The following is a 24,792-nucleotide window of genomic DNA, read 5'->3' on the forward strand; positions in this document are numbered from 1 at the left end:
CGACCGGTGCCGCAGCGTGACGTCGGGGCGGAGGACGGCGGTGAGCAGCAGATCGCTGCCGCCCCGCTCCCTCCTTGGGGCTCCGCGGTCAGACGCGGGCCTCGTAGACGATGTTGAACGGGGTTTGTGCCGCTTGCCGGAACTGGGTCAGCCCGGCCTCCGACGCGACCTGGCGGGTGCGCTCCTCGCCCGCCTGCGCGCCCAGAGCGCGGCCGACCTCCTGGGACTGCGAGGCCGGGGTGCAGATCAGGGACGAGGCGCTGTAGAACGTGCGGCCGAGCGGCGTGAGGTTCTCCTCCAGCCGGTCGCCCGCGAACGGCTCCACGAGCATGATGCTGCCGCCCTCGGCCAGCTGCTCCCTGCTGTGTGCCAGAGCGCCGACCGGGTCACCCATGTCGTGCAGGCAGTCGAAGAACGCGATCAGGTCGTACGGCCCACCCCCGAAGTCCTTCGCACCGGCCACCTCGAACGAGACCCGGCCCCCGACGCCACGCTCCGCCGCCAGCTCCCGAGCCGCCTCGACGGACGGCACGTGACTGTCGAAGCCGGTCACCAGGGCGTCCGGGAATGCCTGGCCGATCATCACGGTGGAGTGGCCCAGTCCGCAGCCCACGTCGGCCGCCCTGCCGCCGTCGCGCAGCTTCTCCACCACGCCGGTCAGCGCCGGCAGCCACTCGTCCACCAGATGCGCGGCGTAGCCCGGACGGAAGAAGCGGCCCGTGCCCGCGAACAGGTCCGGATGGTGCTCGTGCCAGCCGACGCCGTGGCCGTCCCGGAAGGCGCGCTCCAGCCGGTCCCGCTCCTCGGCCGAGCCGCAGGACAGGAACGCCTGGTAGCCGCCCAGCGCGAAGGCCGGGCTGTTCTCGTCGGCGAAGACCGCGCTCTGTTCCGGTGTCATACGGAAGTGGTCGTCGCCCTCGTGGTTCAGGTACCCGCTGGCGGCCATCGCGGCCAGCCATTCGCGGACGTTGCGCTCGGTGGTCCCGGTGCGCTCCGCGAGCCCGCCGGGGGTGACGGCTTCGCCGTCCGCGAGGGCCCGGAAGAGCCCCAGCCTCTCCCCGAGCAGGGCCAGGGGCGCCGCCGCGACCGCACCCAGATCGGTCACGACCTTCCCGAGCAGCTCGTTCAACTTCGCTTCGTCCACGGTGCTCATGTCGACCGACACGACCACACCTCCGATCGATCCGGCCGCACCCACATGTCGTGGCGGAGAGAACCGTCTCCCGCCCTTCGTGAGCTTGACGCTATATCGGACCTGTCGGAGTCAATCGCACGAAACGCCACAGATCGGGTGCTGTGGCCGCCCACCCCTGAACGGCGGATCTCCACCCGGGTCTGCTCGAAGCCGCCTGCAGCCTGATCTGCATCCGACGTCCGTCCAACGGTTCCGGAGTCATCGGCTAGGAGCCGGAGCGCAGCCCCACGGCGCTGTGCTGGATCAGCCCGGCCGGGGCATCGGAACTCGACTTCCGGCGTGTCAACTCGACCAACTGCGTCCGAAGGTCTGTCGCTGGCTCGCCGAGCACGATGGCGCTGATCACCAGCTCAAGCATGACGCGGTCGTAGGCATCGTCCGTTCCTCGATAGCGTTCGGCGTCACGTTCGACCACGGCACTGACGATCCGCCATCCACCGCCGTCGACGGGCGCGAAGGTCGCTGCGAAGGTTCCGTTACCTGTCCAGCTTCGGTGCAGGAAGACGACCTCGCCCTCCGTGAAGACGTCCCACTTCTCGTCCATGTCCCGTGACGCGTAGCCCAGCTGGATTCGCTTCCAGTCGTCATCCGACCAGATCCGCTGGGGCAGCTCCGGCATCGGTTGAGGAGCCGCTATCGGCTGGATAAGACCGGAGAGCGTGGACCGGGTTACGCGTTCGTCGGCAGGCACGGAGTGATCCTACGGACGAAGCCGGGCGTCCCAGCATCCCGTCCCTCCAGGACCGTCACGGTCTGTTCGCCCAGGGTGGCGTAGATGTCCTGGACCGCACGTTCGGCCATCCTCGGCGCCTTCGGCCGTAGCAGGGGGGACCGGCTGGCGCCCGCCGGTCCGGCGGCGTTGCGTGGTGTTCGCCCTTGCCGACGTTCAAGCCGAGGAAAAACGTCGATCGCCGGTGTCGATCACGTGCAAACCTCATACCGGGCCCGAAGGCTGGAGGCCCCATTGCACCAGGAAGGGGAGTCACGATCGTAACCACGGCAGTCATAGGTCTCGTTGTCGGAGCGGTTGGCGGCGTCGTAGGGGTGCTGGTCATGAATCGTTCGAGAAGGAGGCGCTAGACGCACCCACTGCGAGCAGGGCTGGTCCAGAGCTCCGCGCTGCTGAGCCACCGTGTCGGCACGGGCCACCTCGTGACCCCCTGGAGCACATGGCGGCCGCCCCCCTCCGCCGGGCGCCCCGTGTACGCGGCACTCGCCGCCGACACCGGCGCACGCCGACGGGCACCGCGGCGTGTGGTTCCTCAGCCCCCGCGTGGACGCAGGCGTGCCGGAGGACATCGACGGCAAGGAGATCACCAGCGCGGAACTGCCGCCGTACGGCGTGCTCGTGGCCCGGCGGCGCCCGTGAGCCGCGTACCCCTGCCCGACGGGAGGACACCGTGAAGATCACCGCCGCCGATGTCGTCGTGACCAGCCCCGGCCGCAACTTCGTCACCCTGCGCATCACCACCGAGGACGGCCTCACCGGCCTCGGCGACGCCACCCTCAACGGCCGGGAACTCGCCGTCGAGGCATATCTGCGTGAGCACGTCGCCCCGCTGCTGATCGGCCGGGACGCACACGCCGTCGAGGACACCTGGCAGTACCTCTACCGGGGCGCCTACTGGCGCCGCGGCCCGGTCACCATGGCGGCGATCGCGGCCGTCGACATCGCCCTGTGGGACATCAAGGGCAAGGCCGCCGGGCTGCCCGTCTACCAGCTCCTCGGCGGCGCCTGCCGCACCGGCGCCCTGGCCTACGGGCACGCCTCGGGGCGCGACGTCCCCGAGCTGCTCGACTCGGTCCGCGAGCACCTGGCCGCCGGATTCCGCGCCGTGCGCGTCCAGAGCGGCATCCCCGGCCTCGACTCCGTCTACGGCGTCGCCGCCTCCGCCGCCGGGGGAGGGGAGCGCTACGACTACGAACCGGCCCGCCGCGCCCGCCCGGACCGGGTCCGCCCCACCGAGGAGACCTGGGACACCCGCGCCTACCTGCGCCACATGCCAGGGGTCTTCGAGGCCGTACGCCACACCTTCGGCCCCGAACTGCCGCTGCTGCACGACGGCCACCACCGCATGACGCCCATTCAGGCGGCCCGGCTCGGCAAGGATCTCGAACCCTATGACCTGTTCTGGCTGGAGGACGCCACCCCGGCCGAAGATCAGGGCGCCCTGCGGCTGATCCGGGAGCACACCACCACCCCTCTGGCCATCGGGGAGGTGTTCAACTCCGTCCACGACTACACCACGCTGCTCCAGGAGCGGCTGATCGACTACGTTCGCTCGGCGGTGACCCACGCCGGGGGCATCACGGCGATGCGCAAACTGCTCGACCTGGCAGCGGTGTTCGGCATCAAATCCGGTATGCACGGCCCCACCGACATCTCGCCGGTGGGCATGGCCGCCGCCCTGCACCTCGACCTGGCCGTGCACAACTTCGGCATCCAGGAGTACATGCGGCACGCCCCCGAGACCCTGGAGGTCTTCCGCACGTCCTACCGCTTCACCGACGGCCTGCTGCACCCCGGCGACGCACCCGGCCTCGGTGTCGAACTGGACGACGCGGCAGCCGCCCGCTTCCCCTACCGGGCCGCCTACCTGCCGGTGAACCGCCTCGCGGACGGCACCGTGCACGACTGGTGAGACAAGACACCCCCTAGTCGCGCGGTGGCGGTGCCGTCGAGCCGCGCGGTACCAGGCTGGGTACCTGGGCGGTGTGCGAGGCGGCCTCGCGGCGCACCATGACGTCGAACAGCGTCTCCGTGACGTCGGCGCCGAAGGAGAACACGTCGTGCTGCATCGCCGACAGCATGGGCCGGGTGAGCTGGCACAACTGGGAGTCGTCCCAGGCGAGGAGGGACAGGTCCCGCGGCACCGAGAGGCCGAACTCCGAGGCGACACCGAGCGCTGTGACGGCCATCAGGTCGTTGTCGAAGATGATCGCCGTCGGACGCTCCGCCGCCAGCAGCAGCGTCCGGCAGGCTCGGCTCCCCTGGTCGGCGGAGAAGTCGGCGACCACCGTCCGCGCCTGGAGGCCGAGTTCCGCGGCGGTCTCGGTGAACGCCTTGGTGCGGATGGCGCTGTGGCCCAACTCGGCCGGCCCGCTGACCCGGGCGATCCGGCGGTGGCCGAGCGCGGCGAGGTAGCGCACGGCCTCCACGGTCGCCGCCGCGTCGTCGGTCCACACCGACGTGAACGGCCCGGCCAGCGACGGATGCCCGACCACCACGGCGGGCAGCCCGATCGCCGAGAGCGCCGGGATGCGCGGATCGTCCACCCGCAGGTCGACCAGGATGCTGCCGCTGACCCGGTTGCCCTGCCACCACTCCCGGTGCACCTCGATCTCCTCCTCCGGCTCCACCAGCCGCAGCAGCAGCGAGCAGGAGTGCCGGGTCAGCACGCTCTCGATGCCGGAGATGAACTCCATGTAGAAGGGCTCCAGACCCAGCATCCGGGCAGGCCGGGCGATGGCCAGGCCCACCGTGTGCAGAGCCTGACCGGACAGCGACTGCGCGGCCTGGTTCGGACTCCACCCCAGCTCGCGGGCGGCCTTGAGGATGCGCTCCTTCGTCTTCGCGGAGACCCCCGGCTTGTTGTGCACCGCGATGGTCACCGCGGAGGGCGAGACGCCCGCCAGCTTGGCGACGTCCTTGATCGTCGCCTTGCGCCGGTCGCTCGGGGACGCTGCCGTCTGACTCACCGGAGTTCCGCCTTCGTGTCGTGATCGTGCCCCAGGGCGGGGCGCCGCCGCTGCCCGAGCCGGGCGGGCCGGTGCCGATAGATCGCGCGAGCACCACGCCCGCCCTAGCCTAGCCCCTACCGGCGCTGAAGACTCAGGTGCCTGTGATCATGCCCGAGTCGAGCGGCTACTCAAACGTTTTATGGACAGGACCGGCCCCGCCTCCTACGCTGAGCACACCCCGTCGGCGGCGTGACCCTGCCGCCGCCCGCGCTCCGTGACGAGAGCCGAGGACCTCCATGTCCCACCGCCCCCTGCCCCGGCCTGCCCGTGCCCATCTCCTGCCGACGGACTTCCGCTTCGGCGTGGCCACCTCCGCCTTCCAGATCGAGGGCGCGCCCACGGCCGACGGCCGCACCGACTCCATCTGGGACACCTTCTGCCGCGTGCCCGGCGCGGTCACCGGGGGCGACACCGGCGAGGCGGCCTGCGACCACTACCGCCGCATGCCGGAGGACGTCGACCTGCTGGCCGGCCTCGGCGTGGACACGTACCGCTTCTCCGTCTCCTGGCCCCGCGTCCAGCCCGGCGGCCGGGGCCCCGCCAATCCGGCCGGCCTCGACTTCTACGACCGTCTCGTGGACCGGCTGCTCGCGCGCGGCGTCGACCCCTGGCTGACCCTCTACCACTGGGACCTGCCCCAGGAGCTGGAGGACGCCGGTGGCTGGCCGCACCGCGACACCGCCCACCGCTTCGCCGACTATGCCACCCTCGTCTTCGACCGGCTCGGCGACCGCGTCCGCTCCTGGACCACCCTCAACGAGCCCTGGTGCGTGGCGATGTACGGCTACGCCGACGGCATGCACGCCCCCGGCCGCCGCGACCGCGAGGCCGCCCTGCACGCCGTCCACCACCTGCTGCTCGGCCACGGCGAGGCGGTGCGCCGGATGCGCGAACAGGCCGGTCCCGAACACGACTTCGGCCTCACCCTCAACCTCACACCGGCCCTGCCCGCCACCGACAGCGCCCCGGACGTCGCCGCCGCCCACCACGCCGACGGCCTCGGTATCCGCCTCTACCTCGACCCCTTGCTGCGTAACGCCTACCCCGAGGACGTCACCGCCGGCCTCGCCGAGGAGGGCATCACGCTCCCGGTCCGCGACGGCGACCTGGACGTCATCGCCACCCCCCTCGACGTCCTCGGTGTGAACTACTACTTCAGCGAGCGGATCAGCGCCGAGGGCCCGCCCGTCCGCGAGGAGGGCGGGCCGGCCACCGGACTCGGCTGGCCGATCACCCCCGACGGCCTCACCGACCTGCTCGTGCGCCTGACCCGGGAGTACCCGGCCGTCCCGCTGGTGATCACCGAGAACGGCGGCGCCTTCCCCGACGCCGCCCTGGTGGACGGCCAGGTCCGCGACGCCGACCGCATAGCCTTCCTCGCCGCGCACATCGACGCGGTCGCCGAGGCGTACGACCGGGGCGCCGACGTGCGCGGCTACTTCGTGTGGACCCTGCTGGACAACTTCGAGTGGGCGCACGGCTACGGCCCCACCTTCGGCCTCGTCTCGGTGGACCGGGAGACCATGACCCGCACCCCGAAGGAGAGCGCCCGCTGGTTAAGCGACTTCCTACGGGCTCGGCGGCGGCCCCAGGCGTAAGCGACCGCCCCGATGGTCAGGCGGGGAGGCGCCAGACCTGCCAGGCGTTGGTGTTGCGGTCCCAGATCTGCAGGCGTGTGCCGTTGGCGGTGTTTCCGCCGGGGACGTCGAGGTACCTGCCGGACTGGGGGTTCTTCAGGTGTCCGTCGGACTCGGCCGTCCACTGCTGGGCGCCGGAGCCGTTGCAGTCCCAGAGTTGGAGCTTGGTGCCGTTGGCGGTGCCCTGGCCGGTCACGTCCAGACACTTGCCCAGCGCCCGCAGCGTCCCGTCGGTGCCGACGGTCCACTTCTGCGCGTCACTGCCGTTGCAGTCGTACAGCTGGACGGCGGTCCCGTTGGCCGTGGCCGATCCCGCGACGTCCACGCACTTGCCGCCCACGCCGGTGACCGCCCCCGTCCGCCCGGTCGGGGGCGTCGTCGGACCTCCGCCACCCGCCGGAATGCTGACCTGGCCCTGGCTGAGCACCCGGGAGTCGTAGTAGCCCGCCTTGACCGAATCGTTGGTGTTGTACGACCCGTTGGTCAGGTAGTCCAGCCACACGTTCCAGTAGACCCACTTGGGCTGCGCGGAGAGCTGGGCGGGCTGGGGGACGCTGCCGACCTCGGCGAGCGCCATCGGCTTCTTGGTGCCGGCGATGTTCGACAGCGCGTTGTACCAGTCGGTGGCGGGGAACTTGGCCCACCAGACGTCCAGGCCGACCACATCGACGTAGGCGTCACCGGGGTAGTAGCTCGCCGCCTGCGAGGCGCCGCCCTGCACGTCCTTGGGCGCCCACACCCAGATGATGTTGTCCAGGCCCTTGGCCGTCAGGTAGTCATGGGTGATCTGGAAGAGCCGGGCGCTGCCGTTGGCGCCGGACCGGCCGCCCCACCAGGCCCAGCCCTCGTTCAGTTCGTGCAGCGGGCGGAACAGCACCGGTATCCCGGCGTCCTTGAGCTGCTGGAAGTAGCTGCCGAACTGGTCGAGCTTGCGCTTGTAGTCGGTGTTCAGCTTGGTGCCGTCGGTGATCACCTGCTGCCACTCGGCGTCGGACAGCTTGCTGCCCTTCACCGGGTTGGAGCCGCCCTCGAAATTGCAGGTCGGCACGTCGGGACGGCAGGCGTGCATCATCAGGCCGGGCAGACTGCCGTTGTTCCACTCGGTCTTGGCCTGGTCGATCACCTTCTGCCGGTTGTCGATGTCGTTCTGGCTGAACCCGAAGTCGCCGTTCCAGACGGCCGGGTACTTGCCGGTGATGTCGTGGACCCGCTGGGTCCAGTAGGCGGGATCGCTGTTGGCCCCGCCCTGCTGCCCGGACAGGACGTGGTTGCCGGTGAGACCCTTCAGGTACGCGAGCACATCGGCCTTGTTGACGCCCGAGGGGGCGGGGGGTGCCGCGGAGGCGCCGGTGCCACCGATCGTCAGGGTGAGGGCGATGGCCGTGGCCGTGGCGGTGCCGGACAGTAAGGCGCGTGTTCTGGCGCGTAGGGACATGGCTGTGCCTTTCGTGGGGGCCCGGTGGGTTCAAGCGGGGAGGTGCCAGGTCTGCCAGGGGTTGGTGTTGCGGTCCCAGATCTGCAGGCGTGTGCCGTTGGCGGTGCCGCCACCGGGGACGTCGAGGTAGCGGCCGGACTGGGGGTTCTTCAGGTGTCCGTCGGACTCGGCCGTCCACTGCTGGGCGCCGGAGCCGTTGCAGTCCCAGAGTTGGAGCTTGGTGCCGTTGGCGGTGCCCTGGCCGGTCACGTCCAGACACTTGCCCAGCGCCCGCAGCGTGCCGTCCGTACCGACGGTCCACTTCTGCGCGTCACTGCCGTTGCAGTCGTACAACTGGACGGTGGTCCCGTTGGCCGTGGCCGATCCCGCGACGTCGACGCACTTGCCGCCCGCGCCGGTGACCGGCCCCGTCCGCCCGGTCGGGGGCGTCGTCGGACCCCCGCCGCCGACGGTGACCTGCCCCTGGTTCAGGACCCGCGCGTTGTTGAAGGTGGTCTGGAGTCCGGAGGCGGAGTTGGACGAGGTGAGGTACTCGGCCCAGATCATGAACCACGCCCAGCGCGGCTGCGCGGCGAGCTGGGACGGCGAGGGGACGGTGCCGACCTCGGCCAGTGAGATGGGCTTGCCGTGGGAGACGTTGACCAGGGCCTGGTACCAGTCGTTCGTCGGGTAGCCCTTGTTCCACGGGTCGAGGCTCGCGACGTCGACGTAGTTGTCACCTGGGTAGAAGCCGGACACACCGGCCGAGCCGTTGTTGGCGTCGGTGTCCTTGACGTTCCAGACCCAGACGATGTTGTTCAGGCCCCGCGACGTCAGGTAGTCGCGGGTGATCTGGAACAGCCGCGCGCTGCCGTTGGCGCCGGACCGGCCGCCCCACCAGGCCCAGCCCTCGTTCATCTCGTGCAGCGGCCGGAAGAGCACCGGTATCCCGGCGTCCTTGAGCTGCTGGAGGTAGGACACCGCTCCCTCCAGCTTGTTCTTGTAGGCGGTGTTCAGCGAAGTGCCGTTGGTGATCAGCTGCTGCCACTCGGCGTCCGAGAGGCGGCTGCCGTCGATGCCTCCGTTGAACTCGCAGGTCGGCACGTCGGGTCGGCACATGTGCCAGGTGAGGCTCACCAGCGAGCCGTTGTTCCACTCGGTCTTCGCCTGGTTGACCAGGCTCTGGCGGTTGGCCACGTCGTCCGCGCGGAAGCCCAGTTCACCGCCCCACAGCCCCGGCCACTTGCCGGTGAGGGAGTGCGCCTGCGCGGTGTACTGCGACGGGTTGCTGAGCGGCTCCTTGTTGTGGACGCCGCTGACCACGTGGTTGCCGCTGATCTGCCGCAGGTAGTCGACCACTGCCTGGGGCGTGGACGGACCGAGCGCGGCGGCCCTCGGCGCGGGGGCGACGGCGGCCTGGGAGGGGGCGGCGGCCAGCCAGCCGGTGGCGGCCAGGGAAAGCGCCGCGAGTGCGGCCAGGTGCTTGCGCGTGAAGAGCTTCGATCTCAAGGGGAGACCCTCTCGTGGCGGCGCCTGACATCGATGTCAGGCGCGGGGGGTGGGGGAGGGATCGACGCCTGGAAGCTAGAGCGGGGTTCAGGACGTGTCAATGGATTCAGCAGCCTCCAAATAAAACGCGTTAGTTCGGCTGCTCGGACTTCATGGAGGGTCTTTCCATTGACCTCAGCAGGTGAGAGGCCAGTTGGGCTCCGGCGAGACGGCTATGGGAGCGCTCCCTCTACTTGAACGGTCTATGGACACCCGAACACCCCGGGTCTACGGTGACGCGACCCCTCACCCGGCACCGCAGATGCCATGAGTGGGCCGCCACCTCGAACCGCACACGAAAGGCCCCCGCATGCGCACACCCCTGACAGCCGCGGCCGCCCTCGCGACCGCCGCGGCCCTCCTCACCGTCAGTACCGGCTCCACCGCCTCCGCCGCCACGCCCACCACCGGCCCGATCACCGGCGTCGGCGGCAAATGCGTCGACGTGGCGGCGTCCGGCACCGCGAACGGCACGGCCGTACAGCTCTACGACTGCAATGGCAGTGACGCGCAGAAGTGGACGGTGGGTACGGACGGCACCCTGCGGGCCCTGGGCAAGTGCCTGGACGTCACCGGCCAGGGCACCGCCAACGGCACCAAGCTCCAACTGTGGGGCTGCAACGGCTCCGGCGCACAGCAGTGGACGGCCGAGTCCGACGGACACCTGAAGAACCCCCAGTCCGGCAGGTATCTCGACGTCCCCGGCGGCAGCACCGCCAACGGCACACGCCTGCAGATCTGGGACCGCAACACCAACCCCTGGCAGACCTGGCGCCTCCCCGACGGCGGCACCACGCCCCCGCCCGGCTCGTGCACGCCGAGGCTCGGCAGCGGTGAGTACGACACCCCCGTCAGCTTCGGCGGCAAGACCTACCAGGTGCGCGTCCACGTCCCGCAGCGCGCCGTCGGCACCCGACTCCCGCTCGTCCTCGACCTGCACGGCAGCCAGTCCACCGGTCCGGGGCAGCTGACGTACAGCAACCTGACGCCCACCGCCGACGCCAAGGGCTTCGTCGTGGCGGCACCGACCGGTGCGGTGCCCAGCGGCAGCGGCTACATCTGGAACGTGCCGTACGTGACGCCCAGCGGCACCCGCGACGATGTCGGCTTCCTCCGGCAGGTCATCGACACCCTCACCGACGTCGCCTGCCTGGACCCGGCGCGGGTCTACGCCACCGGCTACTCCGGCGGAGGACGCATGACCTCCGCGCTGGGCTGTCTGCTCTCCGACCGGATCGCCGCCATCGCGCCGGTCGCGGGTCTGCGCGCAGGCCGTCCGGACCCGGCGGACGGCAGCCGCCCCGACCCGGCGAGCTGCGCGCCCTCGCGCCCCGTTCCGGTGATCGCCTTCCACGGTCGGCAGGACGCCACCAATCCGTACGACGGCGGCGGCGACGGCACCGCCTGGCGCTACTCGGTGCCCGTGGCGCAGCAGCGCTGGGCGACGTTGAACGGCTGCACCACCGGCCCCGCCGTCACCCAGGTGTCCACGCACGTGCAGCGCGGTCTCTACAGCGGCTGCCGGGGCGGTGCCGACGTCGAGCTGTACACCGTCTCCGACGGCGGTCACACCTGGCCCGACTCGCCCTACGACAACGGCAACGGCAAGGTCACCCATGAGATCAGCGCCAACACGCTGATGTGGGACTTCTTCCAGCGGCACCCCCTGGCCTAGCCCGTCCTGGCTCGCCGTCACTCAAACGCTCTGTCCCAGGGCCCACGCCTCGTGCCGCATGCCCGCGGCCACCTAGCCCTTACCGAACTAGACCGTTCTATGGACAGGGCTCCATGTTCCCCCTACGTTAAACAGCCGTCAGCCGCTTTCGCCCGACGACGAGACGTCCGTCGCTGCGCGGCATGCAGCGCGGCGTGTCCCGTCAAGCACAGCTCGAGCACTAGGAGTTGGATCCGGCATGCGCAGAACAGTCCTGGCCGGCACCGGAGTCGTCCTCGCCCTCACCCTCTCGGCATGCGCCGGGTCGGGCGGCGGATCGTCCTCGTCGGACGCGGCGAACGCACCGAGCGACCCGAAGAAGGTGTCCGGCACCATCACCGTCCTCACCAACCGCACCGACCAGGTACAGGACGGCACCCTCAAGGGCTACGCCGACCGGTTCAAGAAGGAGTATCCGAACGTCACGGTGAAGTTCCAGGGCCTCACCGACTACGAGGGCGACGTCAAGATCCGCCTCAACAGCGAGAACTACGGCGACGTCCTGTCCATCCCCAACTCGGTCCCGCTGAAGCAGTATCCGAACTTCTTCGCCCCGCTCGGCCCCTCCGCCGACCTGTCGAAGAAGTACGACTTCACCGACCGCGCCACCGTCGGCGGCAAGGTCTACGGCATCGCCAACATCGGCACCGCCAACGGCTTCGTCTACAACAAGGCCGTCTGGAAGCAGGCGGGCGTCACCGACTGGCCCACCACGCCGCAGGAGTTCCTGGACGCGCTGAAGGCCATCAAGACCAAGACCAAGGTCACGCCCTACTACACGAACTACCACGACGGCTGGCCCATGACGAACTGGGGCAACGCCCTCGGCTCGCCCAGCTGCGACCCGGCCGCCAACGACAAGCTGGCCGACACCAAGGAGCCCTGGGCGCCCGGCCAGGACCTGTACACCGTCGACACGCTGCTGTACGACATCGTGCACGACAAGCTGGCCGAGGCCGACCCGACCACCACCAACTGGGAGAACTCCAAGAAGCTGATCGGCACCGGCCAGGTCGGCACCATGTGGCTCGGCTCCTGGGCGGTGGTGCAGATGCGGGCCGCCGCGAAGGACGCCGGCAAGAACCCCGACGACATCGGCTTCATGCCCTTCCCCACGCAGAAGGACGGCCACTTCTGCTCGGTGGTGCGTCCCGACTACCAGTACGCCGTCAGCGCCCACTCCAAGAACAAGGAGGCCGCCCGGGCCTGGCTGGACTGGTACATCAACAAGTCCGGTGACGCCCAGGCCGCCCTGTCCATCTCCTCGGTCAAGGGCACCCCGCTCCCGGCCCCGCTGAAGCCCTTCGAGGCCGCCGACGTGAAGTTCGTCCACCTCGTCAACAAGAAGACCGCCCAGGTGGACGAGATCGACAAGGCGTCCGAGGTCGGCCTCAACGCCCAGGACTACCCGCAGCGCATCGTCGACACGGCGCGCGGGACCGCCGGCGGCAGCCTGGACAGCGTCCTGAAGGACCTCAATCAGAGGTGGTCCGAGGCCCAAGGCACCCTCGGCTGACCCACCCGCGACCGGGGCCGAGCGGGCCCCGCCGCCGTGGCCGCGCCCGGGGGAGTGCCGACGACCTCCCCGGGCGCGGCCACCACCGCCACGCCGTCCCCCGTCGTGCCCGCCCCACCAGCACACCGCCCACCAGAAGCCGTTGACCGCAGCGGCGATCGGAAGAAGGACCGGATGAGCGCACCGCGGACCGCGGGCCGCACCCCACCCGCCCGTACCCTGCCGCCGCCGGACGCGCCCGCCGCCCCCGCGCGCGGGACGGCCCGGTACGAACCCGCCGGGCGCCCGCGTCGCGGCGGACGCGGCCACCGCTGGTTCACCCCGTGGCTCTACCTGATCGCCCCGCTCGCCTTCCTGGTGACCTTCACCTGCGTGCCGGTGGTCAGCCTCCTCTCCTACAGCCTCACCGACTGGGACGGACTGAGCCCGACGAGCTCCTATGTCGGCCTGGAGAACTACACCGAACTCTTCACCCGGCCCCAGCTCTTCCGTGTCTTCTGGGTCAGCCTCTTCTACCTCGCCGGATCGGCCGTACAGATCGCCCTGGCGCTCTACTTCGCCACGGTGCTCAGCTTCAACACCCGGCTGCGCAACCTCTTCAAGGGAATCCTGTTCTTCCCCTACCTGATCAACGGCGTCGCGATCGGCTTCGTGTTCCTCTACTTCTTCCAGCCGGGCGGCACCCTCGACACGGTGCTGCACTGGTTCGGCGCAGGCCCCCACCTGTGGCTCGGCGACCCCGACCTGGTCAACACCTCGCTCGCGGGCGTCTCCGTGTGGCGCTTCATGGGCCTGAACATGGTCCTGTTCATCGGCGCCATCCAGTCCATCCCCCCGGAGCTGTACGAGGCCGCCGCGCTGGACGGGGCGAGCCGCTGGCAGCAGTTCCGCCACATCATCGCGCCCAGCATCCGGCCCATCGTCTCGCTCAGCGTCATCCTCGCGGTCTCCGGCGCCCTGTCGGTGTTCGAGATTCCGTACGTGATGACCGGGGGCGCCAACAACAGCCAGACCTTCGTCATCCAGACCATCAAGCTGGCGTTCAACTTCAACAAGACGGGGCTCGCCTCGGCCGCGGCGGTCGTGCTGCTGGTGTTCGTCCTGCTGATCACCTGGTTGCAGCGGGCGCTGTTCCCGGACGAGAGGGTGGAGCAGTCATGACGACGGTCACCGGACCCGGCACCGGCCCGCGCAGGGCGACGGCCCCGCTGCGCGGCCATGTCGCGGTGTTCCTCAAGTACCTCTCCCTGGTGCTCGCGAGCGCCGTCGTCCTGGTGCCGCTGGCCGCCGTCCTCCTCACCTCCCTGCGCAGCAGCCGGGAGATGGCCGACGGCAGCGCCCTGGCCCTGCCCGACGACTGGCTGAACCCGCACAACTACACGGTCGCCTTCACCGACGGCCACATGCTGCGGGCCCTCGGGAACACCACGTTCATCCTGTTCTTCTCGGTGCTCGGCACCGTACTGATCGGCTCCATGACCGCCTACGCCATCGACCGCTTCCACTTCCCGTTCAAGAAGCTGGTCATGGCGCTGTTCCTCGTCGCCTCGCTGGTGCCCAGCGTGACCACGCAGGTCGCCACGTACCAGATCGTCAACGGCATGGGGGTGATGGACACCCGGTGGGCGCCCGTCCTGCTCTACATGGGCACCGACATCGTGTCGATCTACATCTTCCTTCAGTTCATCCGGTCCATCCCGGTCTCCCTCGACGAGGCGGCCCGACTGGACGGCGCGAACTCCTTCACGATCTACCGGCGCATCATCCTGCCGCTGCTGAAGCCGGCCGTCGCCACCGTGGTCATCGTCAAGGGCGTCGCCGTCTACAACGACTTCTACATCCCCTTCCTCTACATGCCGAGCGACGGCCTCGGCACCGTCTCCACCTCGCTGTTCCGCTTCAAGGGCCCCTACGGCGCCCACTGGGAAGTCATCTCCGCGGGCGCGGCCCTCGTCATCGTGCCCAGCCTCGTGGTCTTCCTGGTACTGCAGCGATTCATCTACAACGGCTTCGCCGCCGGTGCCACCAAGTGAGCGAAGAAGGAGTACGCATGAAGGTCAGCACGCCCCTCACCAGCGGCTGGACCGTGAGCCTGAACACCACCAGGCACCGCCCCGGCCAGGCACCGGACGCCCTGCTCGACGCGGCGCTGCCCGCCACCGTGCCGGGCTGCGTGCACACCGACCTGCTGGCCGCCGGACTGATCCCGGACCCCTTCCTGGACCGCAACGAGACGGAAGTGGCCTGGGTCGGCCGCGCCGACTGGAGCTACCGCACCCGCCTGGCGGCGGCGGACGCCGCCGGGCACGAGCGCACCGACCTCGTCTTCGACGGCCTCGACACGGTCGCGGAGATCCGGCTCGGCGGGGAACGGCTCGGCGCCACCCGCAACATGCACCGCTCCTACCGGTACGACGTCACCGGCCGCACCGGCGGCGGCACCGTAACGCTCCTGGAAGTCGACTTCACCTCCGCCCACCACGAGGCGGAACGCGTGCGCGACCTGCTCGGACCGCGCCCCAACGCCTACCCCGAGCCCTTCAACTTCGTCCGCAAGATGGCCAGTTCCTTCGGCTGGGACTGGGGGCCCACCCTGGTCACCGCCGGGATCTGGCGGCAGGCCCGGCTGGAGCACTGGTCGGTGGCCCGGCTCGCCGAGGTCCGTCCGGAAGTCACCGTCGGCCCCGACGGCACCGGGCGGGTACGGCTGCGCATCGAAGTCGAGCGAACCGAGGGCGGCGCCGACCGTGTCCTGCGCGCGGTCGCCCGCGTCGGCGACGCCGAGGCGGACGTGGAACTGGCGCCGGGCGCCACGACGGCCACCGTGGACGTCCAGGTGCCGGACGCCGACCTGTGGTGGCCGCGCGGCTACGGGGACCAGCACCTGTACGCCTGTGCGCTGACCCTCACCGACGCCGACGCGTCCGCCGAGCCGCTGGACGGGTGGGAGCGCCGCGTCGGCTTCCGCACCGTCGAACTGGACACGTCCGCCGACGCCGCGGGCAGCGGCTTCACCCTCGTCGTCAACGGCGTGCGGACCTTCGTGCGTGGCGTCAACTGGATTCCCGACGACGCCCTGATCACCCGCGTCGACGCGGCCCGCTACCGCCGCCGCCTGACCCAGGCGGCGGCGGCAGGCGTGGACCTCGTCCGCGTGTGGGGCGGCGGCGTCTACGAGAGCGAGTCCTTCTACGACATCTGCGACGAGCTGGGCCTGATGGTCTGGCAGGACTTCCTCTTCGCCTGCGCCGCCTACCCGGAGGAGGAGCCGCTGCGCTCGGAGGTCGAGGCCGAGGCCCGCGAGAACGTGGTCCGCCTGATGCCGCACGCCTCCCTGGTGCTGTGGAACGGCAACAACGAGAACCTGTGGGGCTTCCGTGACTGGGGCTGGGAGCCCCAACTCGCCGGCGCCTCATGGGGCGAGGGCTACTACCTGGACGTCCTCCCGCGCGTCGTCGCCGCCACCGACCCCACCCGGCCCTACTGGGCGGGCAGCCCCTGGTCCGGCTCGCGCGACCTGCACCCCAACGACCCTGCACACGGCACCAGCCACTCCTGGGAGGTGTGGAACCGCCTCGACCACTCCGCCTACCGCGACGACGTACCCCGCTTCGTCGCCGAGTTCGGCTGGCAGGCGCCCCCGGCCCACGCCACCCTGCGGCGCGCCGTCACCGACGACCCGCTGACGCCCGACTCGCCCGGCGTCCAGCACCACCAGAAAGCCGAGGACGGCAACGGCAAGCTCGCCCGCGGCCTCGCCCCGCACTTCGCCGCCCCCGGCGACTACGACACCTGGCACTACCTGACCCAGGTCAACCAGGTACGCGCCGTCGCCACCGGCGTCGAGCACTGGCGCGCCCACTGGCCGCACTGCGCAGGCGTGATCCTCTGGCAGCTCAACGACTGCTGGCCGGTGACCAGTTGGGCCGCCATCGACGGCGACGAGCGCGAGAAGCCGCTCTACCACGAACTGGGCCGCCTCTACGCCGACCGCCTGCTCACCCTCAGGCGCAAGGACGGCCGACTGGTCCTGACCGCGGTGAACCAGAGCGCCACGCACTGGAGTTGTGAGGCCACGGTGCGCCGCCTCGACGTCCACGGCGCGGTCGCGGCCGAGCAGCGGGTGCCCGTCGACGTCCCGGCGCGCGCGGTGACCGACGTCGAGCTGCCCGACACACTGACGACGCCGGACGATCCGCGCCGCGAGTTCCTCGTCGCCGACGCGGACGGCCTGCGCGCCCTGCACTTCACGGTGCCGGACCGGCAGTTCGCCTACCCGCCCGCCGAGGCCGTCATCAAGGTCACCCGGGAGGACGGGGGCACCCGGGTGACGGTGACCGCGCACACCCTGCTGCGGGACCTCCTCCTGCAGGCCGACCGCCTCCACCCCGACGCCCGCGCCGACCGCGGTCTGGTGACACTGCTGCCGGGGGAGAGCGCCGAGTTCGCCGTCACAGGCTGGGACGGCAAGGCCCCCGAGACGCTGCTGGGCGCCCTCCGCGCGGTCAACGGCTCGGGTGCGCCGATCCTCTTCGGCGACGCGTCGCGCTGAACACGGAACCAGGGCGGGGGCTGGATCGTCCTGGCGCGGGCGTGCGGGAGGAGTGGCGCAAGGAGGATGTCCTCGTTGCGAGAGGCCAACTGCCGACCCGGCCCCCGGCTTCCCGCTGTCGCGCGCCGTCGAGGTGAGGGCCGGTCATGGGTGGAAGCGGTACCGGCCCTCCGAGACGACGTCCACCTTGTCGTCGCGGACGCGCAGCGCGGTGTCGTCGTCGATGAAGTAGATCGGGAAGTCGGCTCGGGCGGCGATGCGGTCGGCCCAGGTGTCGTCGCGTTCCGGGAAGTTCGGCGAGTAAAGGTGGGGCTTCAGGTAGGAGTCGAGGAGGCCGAAGGGCGGGGTCACGGTGGTCGCGCCGAGCAGGTGGAGGTCCGCCGTGTCCCCGAGGACGTCGGCGGAGTGGGTGGTGAGGTGTCGGCTGAGGATCATCGAGCCCGCGCTCAGGCCCACATAGACCCGGTCGTTCAGGGCCTTCAGGAAGCCGTCGGCCAGGCCGTTGCCGGTGATGCTGCGGGCGAGGTGGTACTGGTTGCCGCCGCCGACATAGATGACGTCGGCGCGCAGCAGCCGGTCGAGCACCAGCCGCTGCGGCAAGCCGTTCAGCTCCAGGATGTCGAACTCCCGCCAGCCCAGGCCATGCACGCTCGCCATGTCGGCGAGGAGCCACCCGTGGTCCCCGGACTCGGCCATGGACGCCGTCGGGACGTACACGATGTTCGCCGACCCGAACGGCTTGCCCAGCATGTCCCGTAGGGCATCCTTCAGGGTCTCGTTGCGCAGCCCGGCCGACGTCAGCAGAAGTTCCATCGGCCGAGCCAATCACGCCCGTCGGACTCAGGCAACGCCCGCCGACTGCCGCAGCGCGGTCCGCAGGGCCAATGGTGTTGCCGCTGCCCACGCCTGCGGGGCGCAGGAGTGGGGGTACGGGACCGGGGTGGAGGTCGAGCCGCGGGCGTAGCCCGCCAGGACTTCCGGGAGGCGGTGGCCGTGGTGGGCCGCTGCTGCCGTCAACGCCTCCGACAGGGTGCGCAGTTCGGCGTGGAGGCCGTGCCGGGCGAGGCCGAGGGCGATGACGGCGTTGTCGTGGGGCCACGCGCTGCCCCGGTGGTAGGAGAGGGGGTGGTAGGGGCGTTGGCCCGCGGCGAGGGTGCGTATGGCCCAGCCGGAGAAGAAGTCGGGCGCCAGCAGGCGTCGGCCCACCCGCCGGGCGCGGTCCTCGTCGAGGATGCCGGACCAGAGGAGATGCCCGGCGTCCGAGGCCAGCGCGTCGACCTGGCGTCCGTCGCCGTCCAGCGCCAGAGCCGGGAAGCCGGGGCCCGGCATCCAGAAGTCGTCAGCGAAGCGTTGCCTCAAGGCCGAGGCGAAGGAGCGGAGTTGCTCCGCGTACTCCGCGTCCCCCCAGACCTTCTCCGCCAGTTCCGCCGTACGGACCAGCGCGTCGTACGCGTAACCCTGCGCCTCGCAGACCGCGATCGGGCCCTTCGCCTGGGTGCCGTCGGTGAAGCAGATCGCGCCGGCCGAGTCCTTCCAGTTCTGGTTGACCAGGCCGTTCGGGTCGGGGGAGTAGACGAGGTAGCCGTGCTGCGACAGTCCGCCGTCGGTCAGCATCCAGTCGACGGCGCTGCGGGCGTGCTGCTCCAGGCGGGAAGCGAGCGCCGGGTCGCCGGTCGTCTCGTGGTGGGCGTGCAGCAGCACCAGGAACAGCGGGGTGGCGTCGACGGCGCCGTAGTAGCGGCCGTAGGGGACCTGGCGGAAGTGGGCCAGCTCCCCCTGGCGGGTCTCGTGCACGATCCGGCCGGGCTGCTCGCCGCTGAAGTCGTCGTACCGGGTGCCCTGGGTCGCCGCGAGGGCGCTGAGGGTGGCGGCTGCGGTGCCGGGGCGGTAGGGGAGCAGGAAGTACGAGGTCAGCAGCGAGTCGCGGCCGAAGAGTGTGAGGAACCACGGGATGCCGGCGGCCGGGACGCGTACCTGCTCGCCGTCCACGCCCTCGACCGCGATGGTCAGCAAGTCGATGTCGGCCAGGCCGCGTTCGCAGGCGCGGGCAAGGTCGTCGTTCGCCTCCGGCGCGGTCCGCTCGACGGCCGGGGACGAGGAGGGTGGGGCCGGGTCGGTGCGGACCGTCAGGCGCAGTTCCGCCTCCCCGTGCTCGGCGAGCTCCAGCTCCCAGGTGAGGGTACGGGCCGTTGTCCCGGCATCCGGGGCGGCGATGCCGTCCGGCGCCGGGTGACACGTGACCGTCGTCCCGGCGTGCCAGTCGGCCCGGTGGTACGCGTAGACCAGGCCGCCGGGTGCCGTCCTTACCTCCCGCCTGCCGTCCGGCTTCGGGTAGTCCCGGTCGTCGGCCCGCAGCTCGAACAGGTCGGCGAAGTCGCAGTCCACGGTGAGTTCGAGGCGGGCGGTCACCGCGTCCGGACGGTTGTTGACCAGACGCAGATGCTCGGTGAACTCGCCTGCCGCCACGCTCTGTTGACGGAAGACCGTGTAGGCGGGCGGGGCGTCGCGCGTGCCCTTCGGGGTCAGTACGCAGGACGTCGTGTGGTCGTCCTCGCGCGCGGCCGGTACGAGGACGGCCGGGTGGCTGCCGTCGACTGTGAGCTGCCAGCGGCTCAGGTGGCGGCCGTCGCGCGCGAACACGCCGTCGGGCGCGGTGCCGCGTACGCCGGTGATGGCGCCCGTGGTGTCGAGGCGGGCGAAGGTGGCGTCCCGGACCAGTTGGACGTGGGGGTCGGCCGGGGTCATGGCAGGGGCTCCTCTTCGTGAGCGAGCAGGTCGAGGGTGAGGGCGGCGGTCCAGGAGAAGTTCCGGGCGCCCCGGCCGGTACCGGTGGTGGGGTCGACGTACTCCGCGAAGCCGGACCGCCCCGCCTCGGCCAGGAAGCTCCGGCGCAACTCGTCGGCCCGGGCGTGGTGACCATGGGTGCGCAGACCCTGGTGGACGAGCCAGGCGGTGTTGAACCAGGCCGGTCCACGCCAGTACCGCTGCGGGTCGAAGGCGTGCCCGGTGAGGTCGTAGCTGGGGACCAGCCCGGTGCCGGGGGCCCGGAAATGTGGCCCGGCAACGGTGTCGGCGAGACGGCGGGCGATCCCGGTCGGCAGCCCCGGCACGAGGAGCGGGACGAGGCCGGTGACCCCGCGTTCGCCGATCAGCCCGCCCGCCACCAGATCGCGGGCCCGGAACAGCCCCGCCTCCTCGTCCCACAGCCGCTCCACCAGCCGCCCGGTGAGATCCCGCGCACGCTTCTCGTGCTCGGCGCCGCTTCCCCCGAGATGGCGGGACATCGCGGCGAGGGCCCGTTCGCTGGCGATGAGCAGCGCGTTGAAGCAGGGGTCCTCGACGGCGAAGGCGTGGTCGGTCGCGCGGTCGTCGTAACCGGTGGCCCGGTAGTCGGTGGCGAGGCGGACGTAGCGGCCGTAGTCCAGGTCGGTGGGGCGGTCGGCGGCCTGGCCGTGGTCGAGGTCGGCACGCAGGTAGGTGTCCGGGTCGGCCGGGCCGACCGAGCTCAACGGGCCGTCCCAGCAGGGGCTGTTGTCCATGCCGGGCTCCCACGGGTGGACCACGGCCGCCAGGCCGCCGCCCCCGAGGTCGCGCCGGGTGAGCAGGTAGTCGTGCCAGGCGGCCAGCCGGGGGTGGACGCGGGCGAGGAAGCCGCGCCGGTCCGACTCGGCCGGGTCCGCCCGGTGCACGAGCCACGCGGCGAGCGCGTGGACGGGCGGCTGCACGATGCCCGAGGTCTCCGGCGCGGCCGGGGCGCCGGAGGGCCGCCCGGCGGTGGAGGACTGCCAGAAGTCGGGGCTCGGGAAGTACGCGTCGTACGGCTGGGCGGGGTTGAAGACGATGTGCGGGATACGGCCGTCGGCCCACTGCCCGGCGAGCAGGGACTCCAGTTCGCGTTGGGCGCGCCGGGCGGAGAGGTGGCGCAGCCCGATGGCGATGAAGGCGGAGTCCCAGCTCCACTGGTGCGGGTAGAGCGTGCGGGAGGGGACGGTGGCGGTCCCGGTCCAGTTGTCCAACAGGACCCGCGCCGCGCCACGCCGGAGAGTGTGGGCGGGGGAGGGGCGTTCGAGTACCGCCGTCATGCGCCCGACCTCCGCAGGAACGCCGGGACGGAACGGACGGCCTCGACGGGGTCCCCACCGAGCCGGCACTCGGCCGCGAGGACACCGTCGTAGCCGATGGTGTGCAGGGCGCCGAGCCAGGCGGGCCAGTCGAGGTGACCGGCGCCGGGCTGGAGGCGGTTGGAGTCGGAGACCTGGGCATGCCCGATGTACTCGGCGTGGGCCAGGATCGCGGCCGACGGGTCGCTCTCCTCGATGTTCATGTGGTAGCTGTCGATGCCGATCCGGACCGAGTCCAGGCCGGTCGCGCGGATCAGGTCGGCGGCCTGCTCCAGCCGGTTGACCATGTGGTCCTCGTACCGGTTGAGCGGCTCCAGATAGAGCGTGACGCCCTCCCTGCGGGCGTGTTCGCCCAGCTCGGTGAGGCCGGTGAGGAGGATCTCGCGGTCCTCCTCCACGGTGCGCGGGGGCTCGAAGGGCGGCAGACGGCGGGAGAACATGCCGTAGGAGGCGGGGGTCTGGGCGCCCCGGCCGCCGATCTCCGCGATCACGGTGAGCTGGGACTTGAGCTGGGCTATGGCGTCGCGGCGCAGTTCCGTGTCGAAGGCGCCGAGGAAGTGCAGCATGTCGACACAGACGGTGGGCATGACCACCCCGTCCTTGGCGGCCTGCTTGAGTTCGTCCAGGCGCCCGGCGAAGTGGAGGTCGCCCTTGGCGCGCAGCTCGATGGCGCCGTATCCGGCGTCCTGCGCGAACTCCCACTTGGCCTGGAGAGTGTCACCGGGCAGCAGTTGCTCCTGGGCGGCGATCGTGAGCATCAGTAGAACCTCTCAGAATTCCAGGACGACCTGGAGCGCGTCGGCGGGGCGCTCGTCCAGCAGTACGTAGGCGTCGGCGGCGTCGGCGGCCGGGACGACATGGCTGACCAGGGAGTTCACATCGACCTGGCCCTCGGCGACCAGGCGCAGGAAGGTGTGCTGGAGGCGTTCCTGGCTCCAGCGGTGCGACAGCGCCGGGGGCACGCCGCCGATCTGGGAGCAGACGAGCTGGACCCGGTTGTGGTGGAACTCGTCGCCGAGCCGGAGCCCGATGCCGTCGCCCTGGTAGAAACCGGAGGCGACCACGCGGCCGCCGACCGCGACCGAGCGCATGGCCTCCTGCAACGCGGGGTGGGCGCCGCTGATCTCGATGGCGAGGTCGGCGCCGAGCCCGGCGGTGATCTCGCGGACGCGTTCGGCGACGGCGTCGGTGCGGGCGTTGAGGGTGTGCCGGGCGCCGTACCGCTTCGCGGCCTCCAGCCGGTCGTCCAAGGCGTCGACGGCGATGACGCGGGCGCCGTTGAGTTGGGCGAGCCGGGTGGTGAGCAGGCCGATCACGCCCTGGCCGAACACGGCGACGTCCTCACCGAGGTGGATGTCCCCGGCCAGGACCGCGTTGTACGCGATGGCCCCGACCCGGGCGAACGCGCCCGAGAGGTCGTCCAGTCCGGCGGGCAGGGTGTGGCCGATCATGCGCTCCACGGGGACGATGCCCTCGCTGCGGTGCCCCCAGATGCCCCACACGGTGTCGCCGAGGCGCGGCAGGCCCGGCGTACCGGCCAACTCCGGTGATATCTCGATGACTTCGCCGACCTCGGAGTACCCCCAGCCTGCCACCGGGTACTCGATGCCCGCGGCGCCGTCCCGGAAGAGGCGGGCCTCGGGGTCCCAGGTGCGAGTGAGGTAGGGGTTGGTGCCCCGGTAGGCGGTCAGCTCGGTACCGGCGGATATGCCGGAGTAGCGGGTACGGACCCTGAGATGGCCGGGCGGGAGGTCGGCGCGAGACTGCTCGGCCACCTCCACCTGACGCGGGCCGGTGAATTGAACGACGCGTTCCACGGATGGCTCCGGAAGGTTGCGGCTGCGGGTTGCGTCGACAATAACCCGCACTTATGTCTTGTCAACAAGCAAAAGTGATGCTGAGATGCGTGATCGGTAGACGTAAGTCGACACGAGGACAGACGCAATGCGCACCAAGAGCCGACGGTCGCTGACGACCACGGTGGGCCTCACCTCAGCCCTGGGACTGGCGCTGGTCACCGGCTGCTCCGGCAGCACCGGCCCCGGCAGACCCGACCACGAGATCACCGTGTGGTCGCTGGAGAACCTCCCCGACCGTGTCGGGGCGACGCGGAAGATCATCGACGGCTTCGAGCGGAAGTCGGGCGTGAAAGTGCACCTCGTCGGGGTGGACGAGGGCCAGCTCCCACAGCTGATCATGTCTGCGGCCGCCTCCGGCGACCTCCCCGACGTGATCGGCGCCGCCCCGATGGGCCAGGTCTGGCAGATGTACGGAAACGGCCTGCTCAACACGGAGATACCGGGGCGGATCGTCAAGGAACTCGGGCCCGGCACGTTCAACGCCAACGCGCTCGGGCTCACCTCCGACGGCCGCACCCACCTCGGCGTCCCCTCCGACGCCTGGCTCCAGCTGCTCGTGTACCGCAAGGACGACTTCGCCCGGAAACACCTCGCCGCCCCCGACACCTACGACCGCGCACTCACCGCGGCACGGGCGCTGGACGGCGGCGGCCACGACGGCATGTCGGCGGCCACCGACCCCTCCGACGTGTTCACCTCGCAGAGCTTCGAGAGCGTGGCCCTCGCCAACGGCTGCCAACTCGTCGACGACGACCACAAGGTCGACCTGCACAGCCCGCAGTGCGAGACCGCGTTCCGCACCTACGACCAGCTCGCCCGCGAACACGGCGCCCCCGGCACCCAGAGCGTCGACTCCACCCGCGCCACCTACTTCGCCGGCCGCTCCTCCATGGTCATCTGGTCCTCGTTCCTGCTGGACGAGCTGGCGGGCCTGCGCAAGGACGCCCTGCCGAGCTGCCCCGCGTGCAAGAAGGACCCCGGCCGACTCGCCCGGGACAGCGGCATCGTGACCGCGCTCAAGGGCCCCGACGCCCGCGAAGGCGCCCAGTTCGGGGAGATCACCTCCTGGGTCACCACCAAGACCGCGGAGACGGCGGCCTCGCAGCAGTTCATCGAGTACATGATGAACTCCGGTTACGAGTCCTGGTTCGGGATGTCGCCCGAGGGCAAGATCCCCGTCCGCAAGGGCACTTCGGCCGAACCCCACCGCTATCTCGACGCCTGGCGGCACAGCGACATCGGGGTCGACACCAAGAAGCCGTTCGACCAGGTGTACCCGCCGAGCCTGCTCAACGAACTCGCCGCCGGAGTCGGCAAGATGCGCCGCTGGGGCATCGAGCAGGGCGAGGGCGCCCTCGTCGGCGCCACCAACGGCGAACTGCCCGTACCCAAGGCGATCGGCGCGATGACCAGCGGCCAGCTCTCCCCGAAGGAGGCGGCCCGCGAAGCCGACGACGAGGTCGCCGCGCTGCAGAAGTCCCTGAAGTAGCCGCAC

18 protein-coding genes are annotated in these 24,792 nt (G+C 70.9%); 8 read left to right on the top strand and 10 right to left on the bottom strand.

What is annotated here, in order from left to right:
• Window positions 1–88: 88 nt before the first annotated feature.
• Entirely contained in the window at window positions 89–1,165 is a 1,077-nt protein-coding gene (locus ACIPPM_RS19040) for a methyltransferase domain-containing protein (protein ID WP_401449031.1), read from the bottom strand.
• Window positions 1,166–1,400: 235 nt separating this feature from the next.
• Window positions 1,401–1,814, bottom strand: coding sequence for a hypothetical protein (locus ACIPPM_RS19045; RefSeq protein WP_401450110.1), 414 nt, complete (start codon window positions 1,812–1,814; stop codon window positions 1,401–1,403).
• A gap of 781 nt (window positions 1,815–2,595) precedes the next feature.
• Between ACIPPM_RS19045 and manD the strand changes: the two genes are divergently transcribed.
• Window positions 2,596–3,837 (top strand): D-mannonate dehydratase ManD, encoded by a 1,242-nt coding sequence (gene manD, locus ACIPPM_RS19050; RefSeq protein WP_401449033.1) that lies wholly within the window; start codon window positions 2,596–2,598, stop codon window positions 3,835–3,837.
• A gap of 13 nt (window positions 3,838–3,850) precedes the next feature.
• Here the strand turns inward: manD and ACIPPM_RS19055 are convergent, their stop codons facing one another.
• Complete coding sequence (locus ACIPPM_RS19055; RefSeq protein ID WP_401449036.1) at window positions 3,851–4,894, bottom strand: LacI family DNA-binding transcriptional regulator; 1,044 nt, start codon at window positions 4,892–4,894, stop codon at window positions 3,851–3,853.
• Window positions 4,895–5,172: 278 nt separating this feature from the next.
• On the opposite strand from ACIPPM_RS19055, the gene ACIPPM_RS19060 reads away from it, so the two are divergent.
• Window positions 5,173–6,534 (top strand): GH1 family beta-glucosidase, encoded by a 1,362-nt coding sequence (locus tag ACIPPM_RS19060; protein WP_401449038.1) that lies wholly within the window; start codon window positions 5,173–5,175, stop codon window positions 6,532–6,534.
• A gap of 16 nt (window positions 6,535–6,550) precedes the next feature.
• On the opposite strand, the gene ACIPPM_RS19065 is transcribed toward ACIPPM_RS19060, so the two are convergent.
• On the bottom strand, window positions 6,551–8,008 hold the full coding sequence (locus tag ACIPPM_RS19065) for a glycosyl hydrolase (RefSeq protein ID WP_401449041.1): 1,458 nt from the start codon (window positions 8,006–8,008) through the stop codon (window positions 6,551–6,553).
• A gap of 30 nt (window positions 8,009–8,038) precedes the next feature.
• Window positions 8,039–9,496 (bottom strand): glycosyl hydrolase, encoded by a 1,458-nt coding sequence (locus ACIPPM_RS19070; RefSeq protein WP_401449043.1) that lies wholly within the window; start codon window positions 9,494–9,496, stop codon window positions 8,039–8,041.
• Window positions 9,497–9,845: 349 nt separating this feature from the next.
• Between ACIPPM_RS19070 and ACIPPM_RS19075 the strand changes: the two genes are divergently transcribed.
• From ACIPPM_RS19075 to ACIPPM_RS19095, 5 genes are all read left to right on the top strand, one after another.
• Window positions 9,846–11,210: an RICIN domain-containing protein gene (locus ACIPPM_RS19075; RefSeq protein WP_401449045.1), complete on the top strand. Its 1,365-nt coding sequence runs from the start codon at window positions 9,846–9,848 to the stop codon at window positions 11,208–11,210.
• A 238-nt stretch (window positions 11,211–11,448) separates the two neighbouring features.
• The gene (locus ACIPPM_RS19080) at window positions 11,449–12,765 is read left to right on the top strand and encodes an ABC transporter substrate-binding protein (protein WP_401449047.1); all 1,317 of its coding nucleotides are present in this window, start codon (window positions 11,449–11,451) and stop codon (window positions 12,763–12,765) included.
• A gap of 174 nt (window positions 12,766–12,939) precedes the next feature.
• On the top strand, window positions 12,940–13,926 hold the full coding sequence (locus ACIPPM_RS19085; protein WP_401449049.1) for a carbohydrate ABC transporter permease: 987 nt from the start codon (window positions 12,940–12,942) through the stop codon (window positions 13,924–13,926).
• Window positions 13,923–14,798, top strand: a complete 876-nt coding sequence (locus ACIPPM_RS19090) for a carbohydrate ABC transporter permease (RefSeq protein ID WP_401449051.1) — start codon at window positions 13,923–13,925, stop codon at window positions 14,796–14,798. Before ACIPPM_RS19085 ends, ACIPPM_RS19090 begins: the two co-directional genes overlap by 4 nt.
• Window positions 14,799–14,815: 17 nt before the next feature.
• Window positions 14,816–17,317 (top strand): glycoside hydrolase family 2 protein, encoded by a 2,502-nt coding sequence (locus ACIPPM_RS19095; protein WP_401449054.1) that lies wholly within the window; start codon window positions 14,816–14,818, stop codon window positions 17,315–17,317.
• 144 nt (window positions 17,318–17,461) lie between these two features.
• Here the strand turns inward: ACIPPM_RS19095 and ACIPPM_RS19100 are convergent, their stop codons facing one another.
• From ACIPPM_RS19100 to ACIPPM_RS19120, 5 genes are read right to left on the bottom strand one after another with little or no spacing between them, the layout of a single operon-like run.
• Window positions 17,462–18,130: a Type 1 glutamine amidotransferase-like domain-containing protein gene (locus ACIPPM_RS19100; RefSeq protein WP_401449056.1), complete on the bottom strand. Its 669-nt coding sequence runs from the start codon at window positions 18,128–18,130 to the stop codon at window positions 17,462–17,464.
• Window positions 18,131–18,157: 27 nt separating this feature from the next.
• On the bottom strand, window positions 18,158–20,062 hold the full coding sequence (locus ACIPPM_RS19105; RefSeq protein ID WP_401449058.1) for a glycogen debranching N-terminal domain-containing protein: 1,905 nt from the start codon (window positions 20,060–20,062) through the stop codon (window positions 18,158–18,160).
• Entirely contained in the window at window positions 20,059–21,399 is a 1,341-nt protein-coding gene (locus ACIPPM_RS19110; protein WP_401449060.1) for an MGH1-like glycoside hydrolase domain-containing protein, read from the bottom strand. The genes ACIPPM_RS19105 and ACIPPM_RS19110 overlap by 4 nt, the downstream gene beginning before the upstream one ends.
• Entirely contained in the window at window positions 21,396–22,196 is an 801-nt protein-coding gene (locus tag ACIPPM_RS19115; protein ID WP_401449063.1) for a sugar phosphate isomerase/epimerase family protein, read from the bottom strand. Before ACIPPM_RS19115 ends, ACIPPM_RS19110 begins: the two co-directional genes overlap by 4 nt.
• A gap of 12 nt (window positions 22,197–22,208) precedes the next feature.
• Window positions 22,209–23,255, bottom strand: coding sequence for a zinc-binding alcohol dehydrogenase (locus ACIPPM_RS19120; RefSeq protein ID WP_401449064.1), 1,047 nt, complete (start codon window positions 23,253–23,255; stop codon window positions 22,209–22,211).
• 127 nt (window positions 23,256–23,382) lie between these two features.
• On the opposite strand from ACIPPM_RS19120, the gene ACIPPM_RS19125 reads away from it, so the two are divergent.
• Window positions 23,383–24,786: an ABC transporter substrate-binding protein gene (locus ACIPPM_RS19125; protein ID WP_401449066.1), complete on the top strand. Its 1,404-nt coding sequence runs from the start codon at window positions 23,383–23,385 to the stop codon at window positions 24,784–24,786.
• The last annotated feature ends 6 nt before the right edge of the window (window positions 24,787–24,792 follow it).

It is taken from the genome of Streptomyces sp. NPDC090119, assembly GCF_044747085.1.
Classification (GTDB): Bacteria; Actinomycetota; Actinomycetes; order Streptomycetales; family Streptomycetaceae; genus Streptomyces.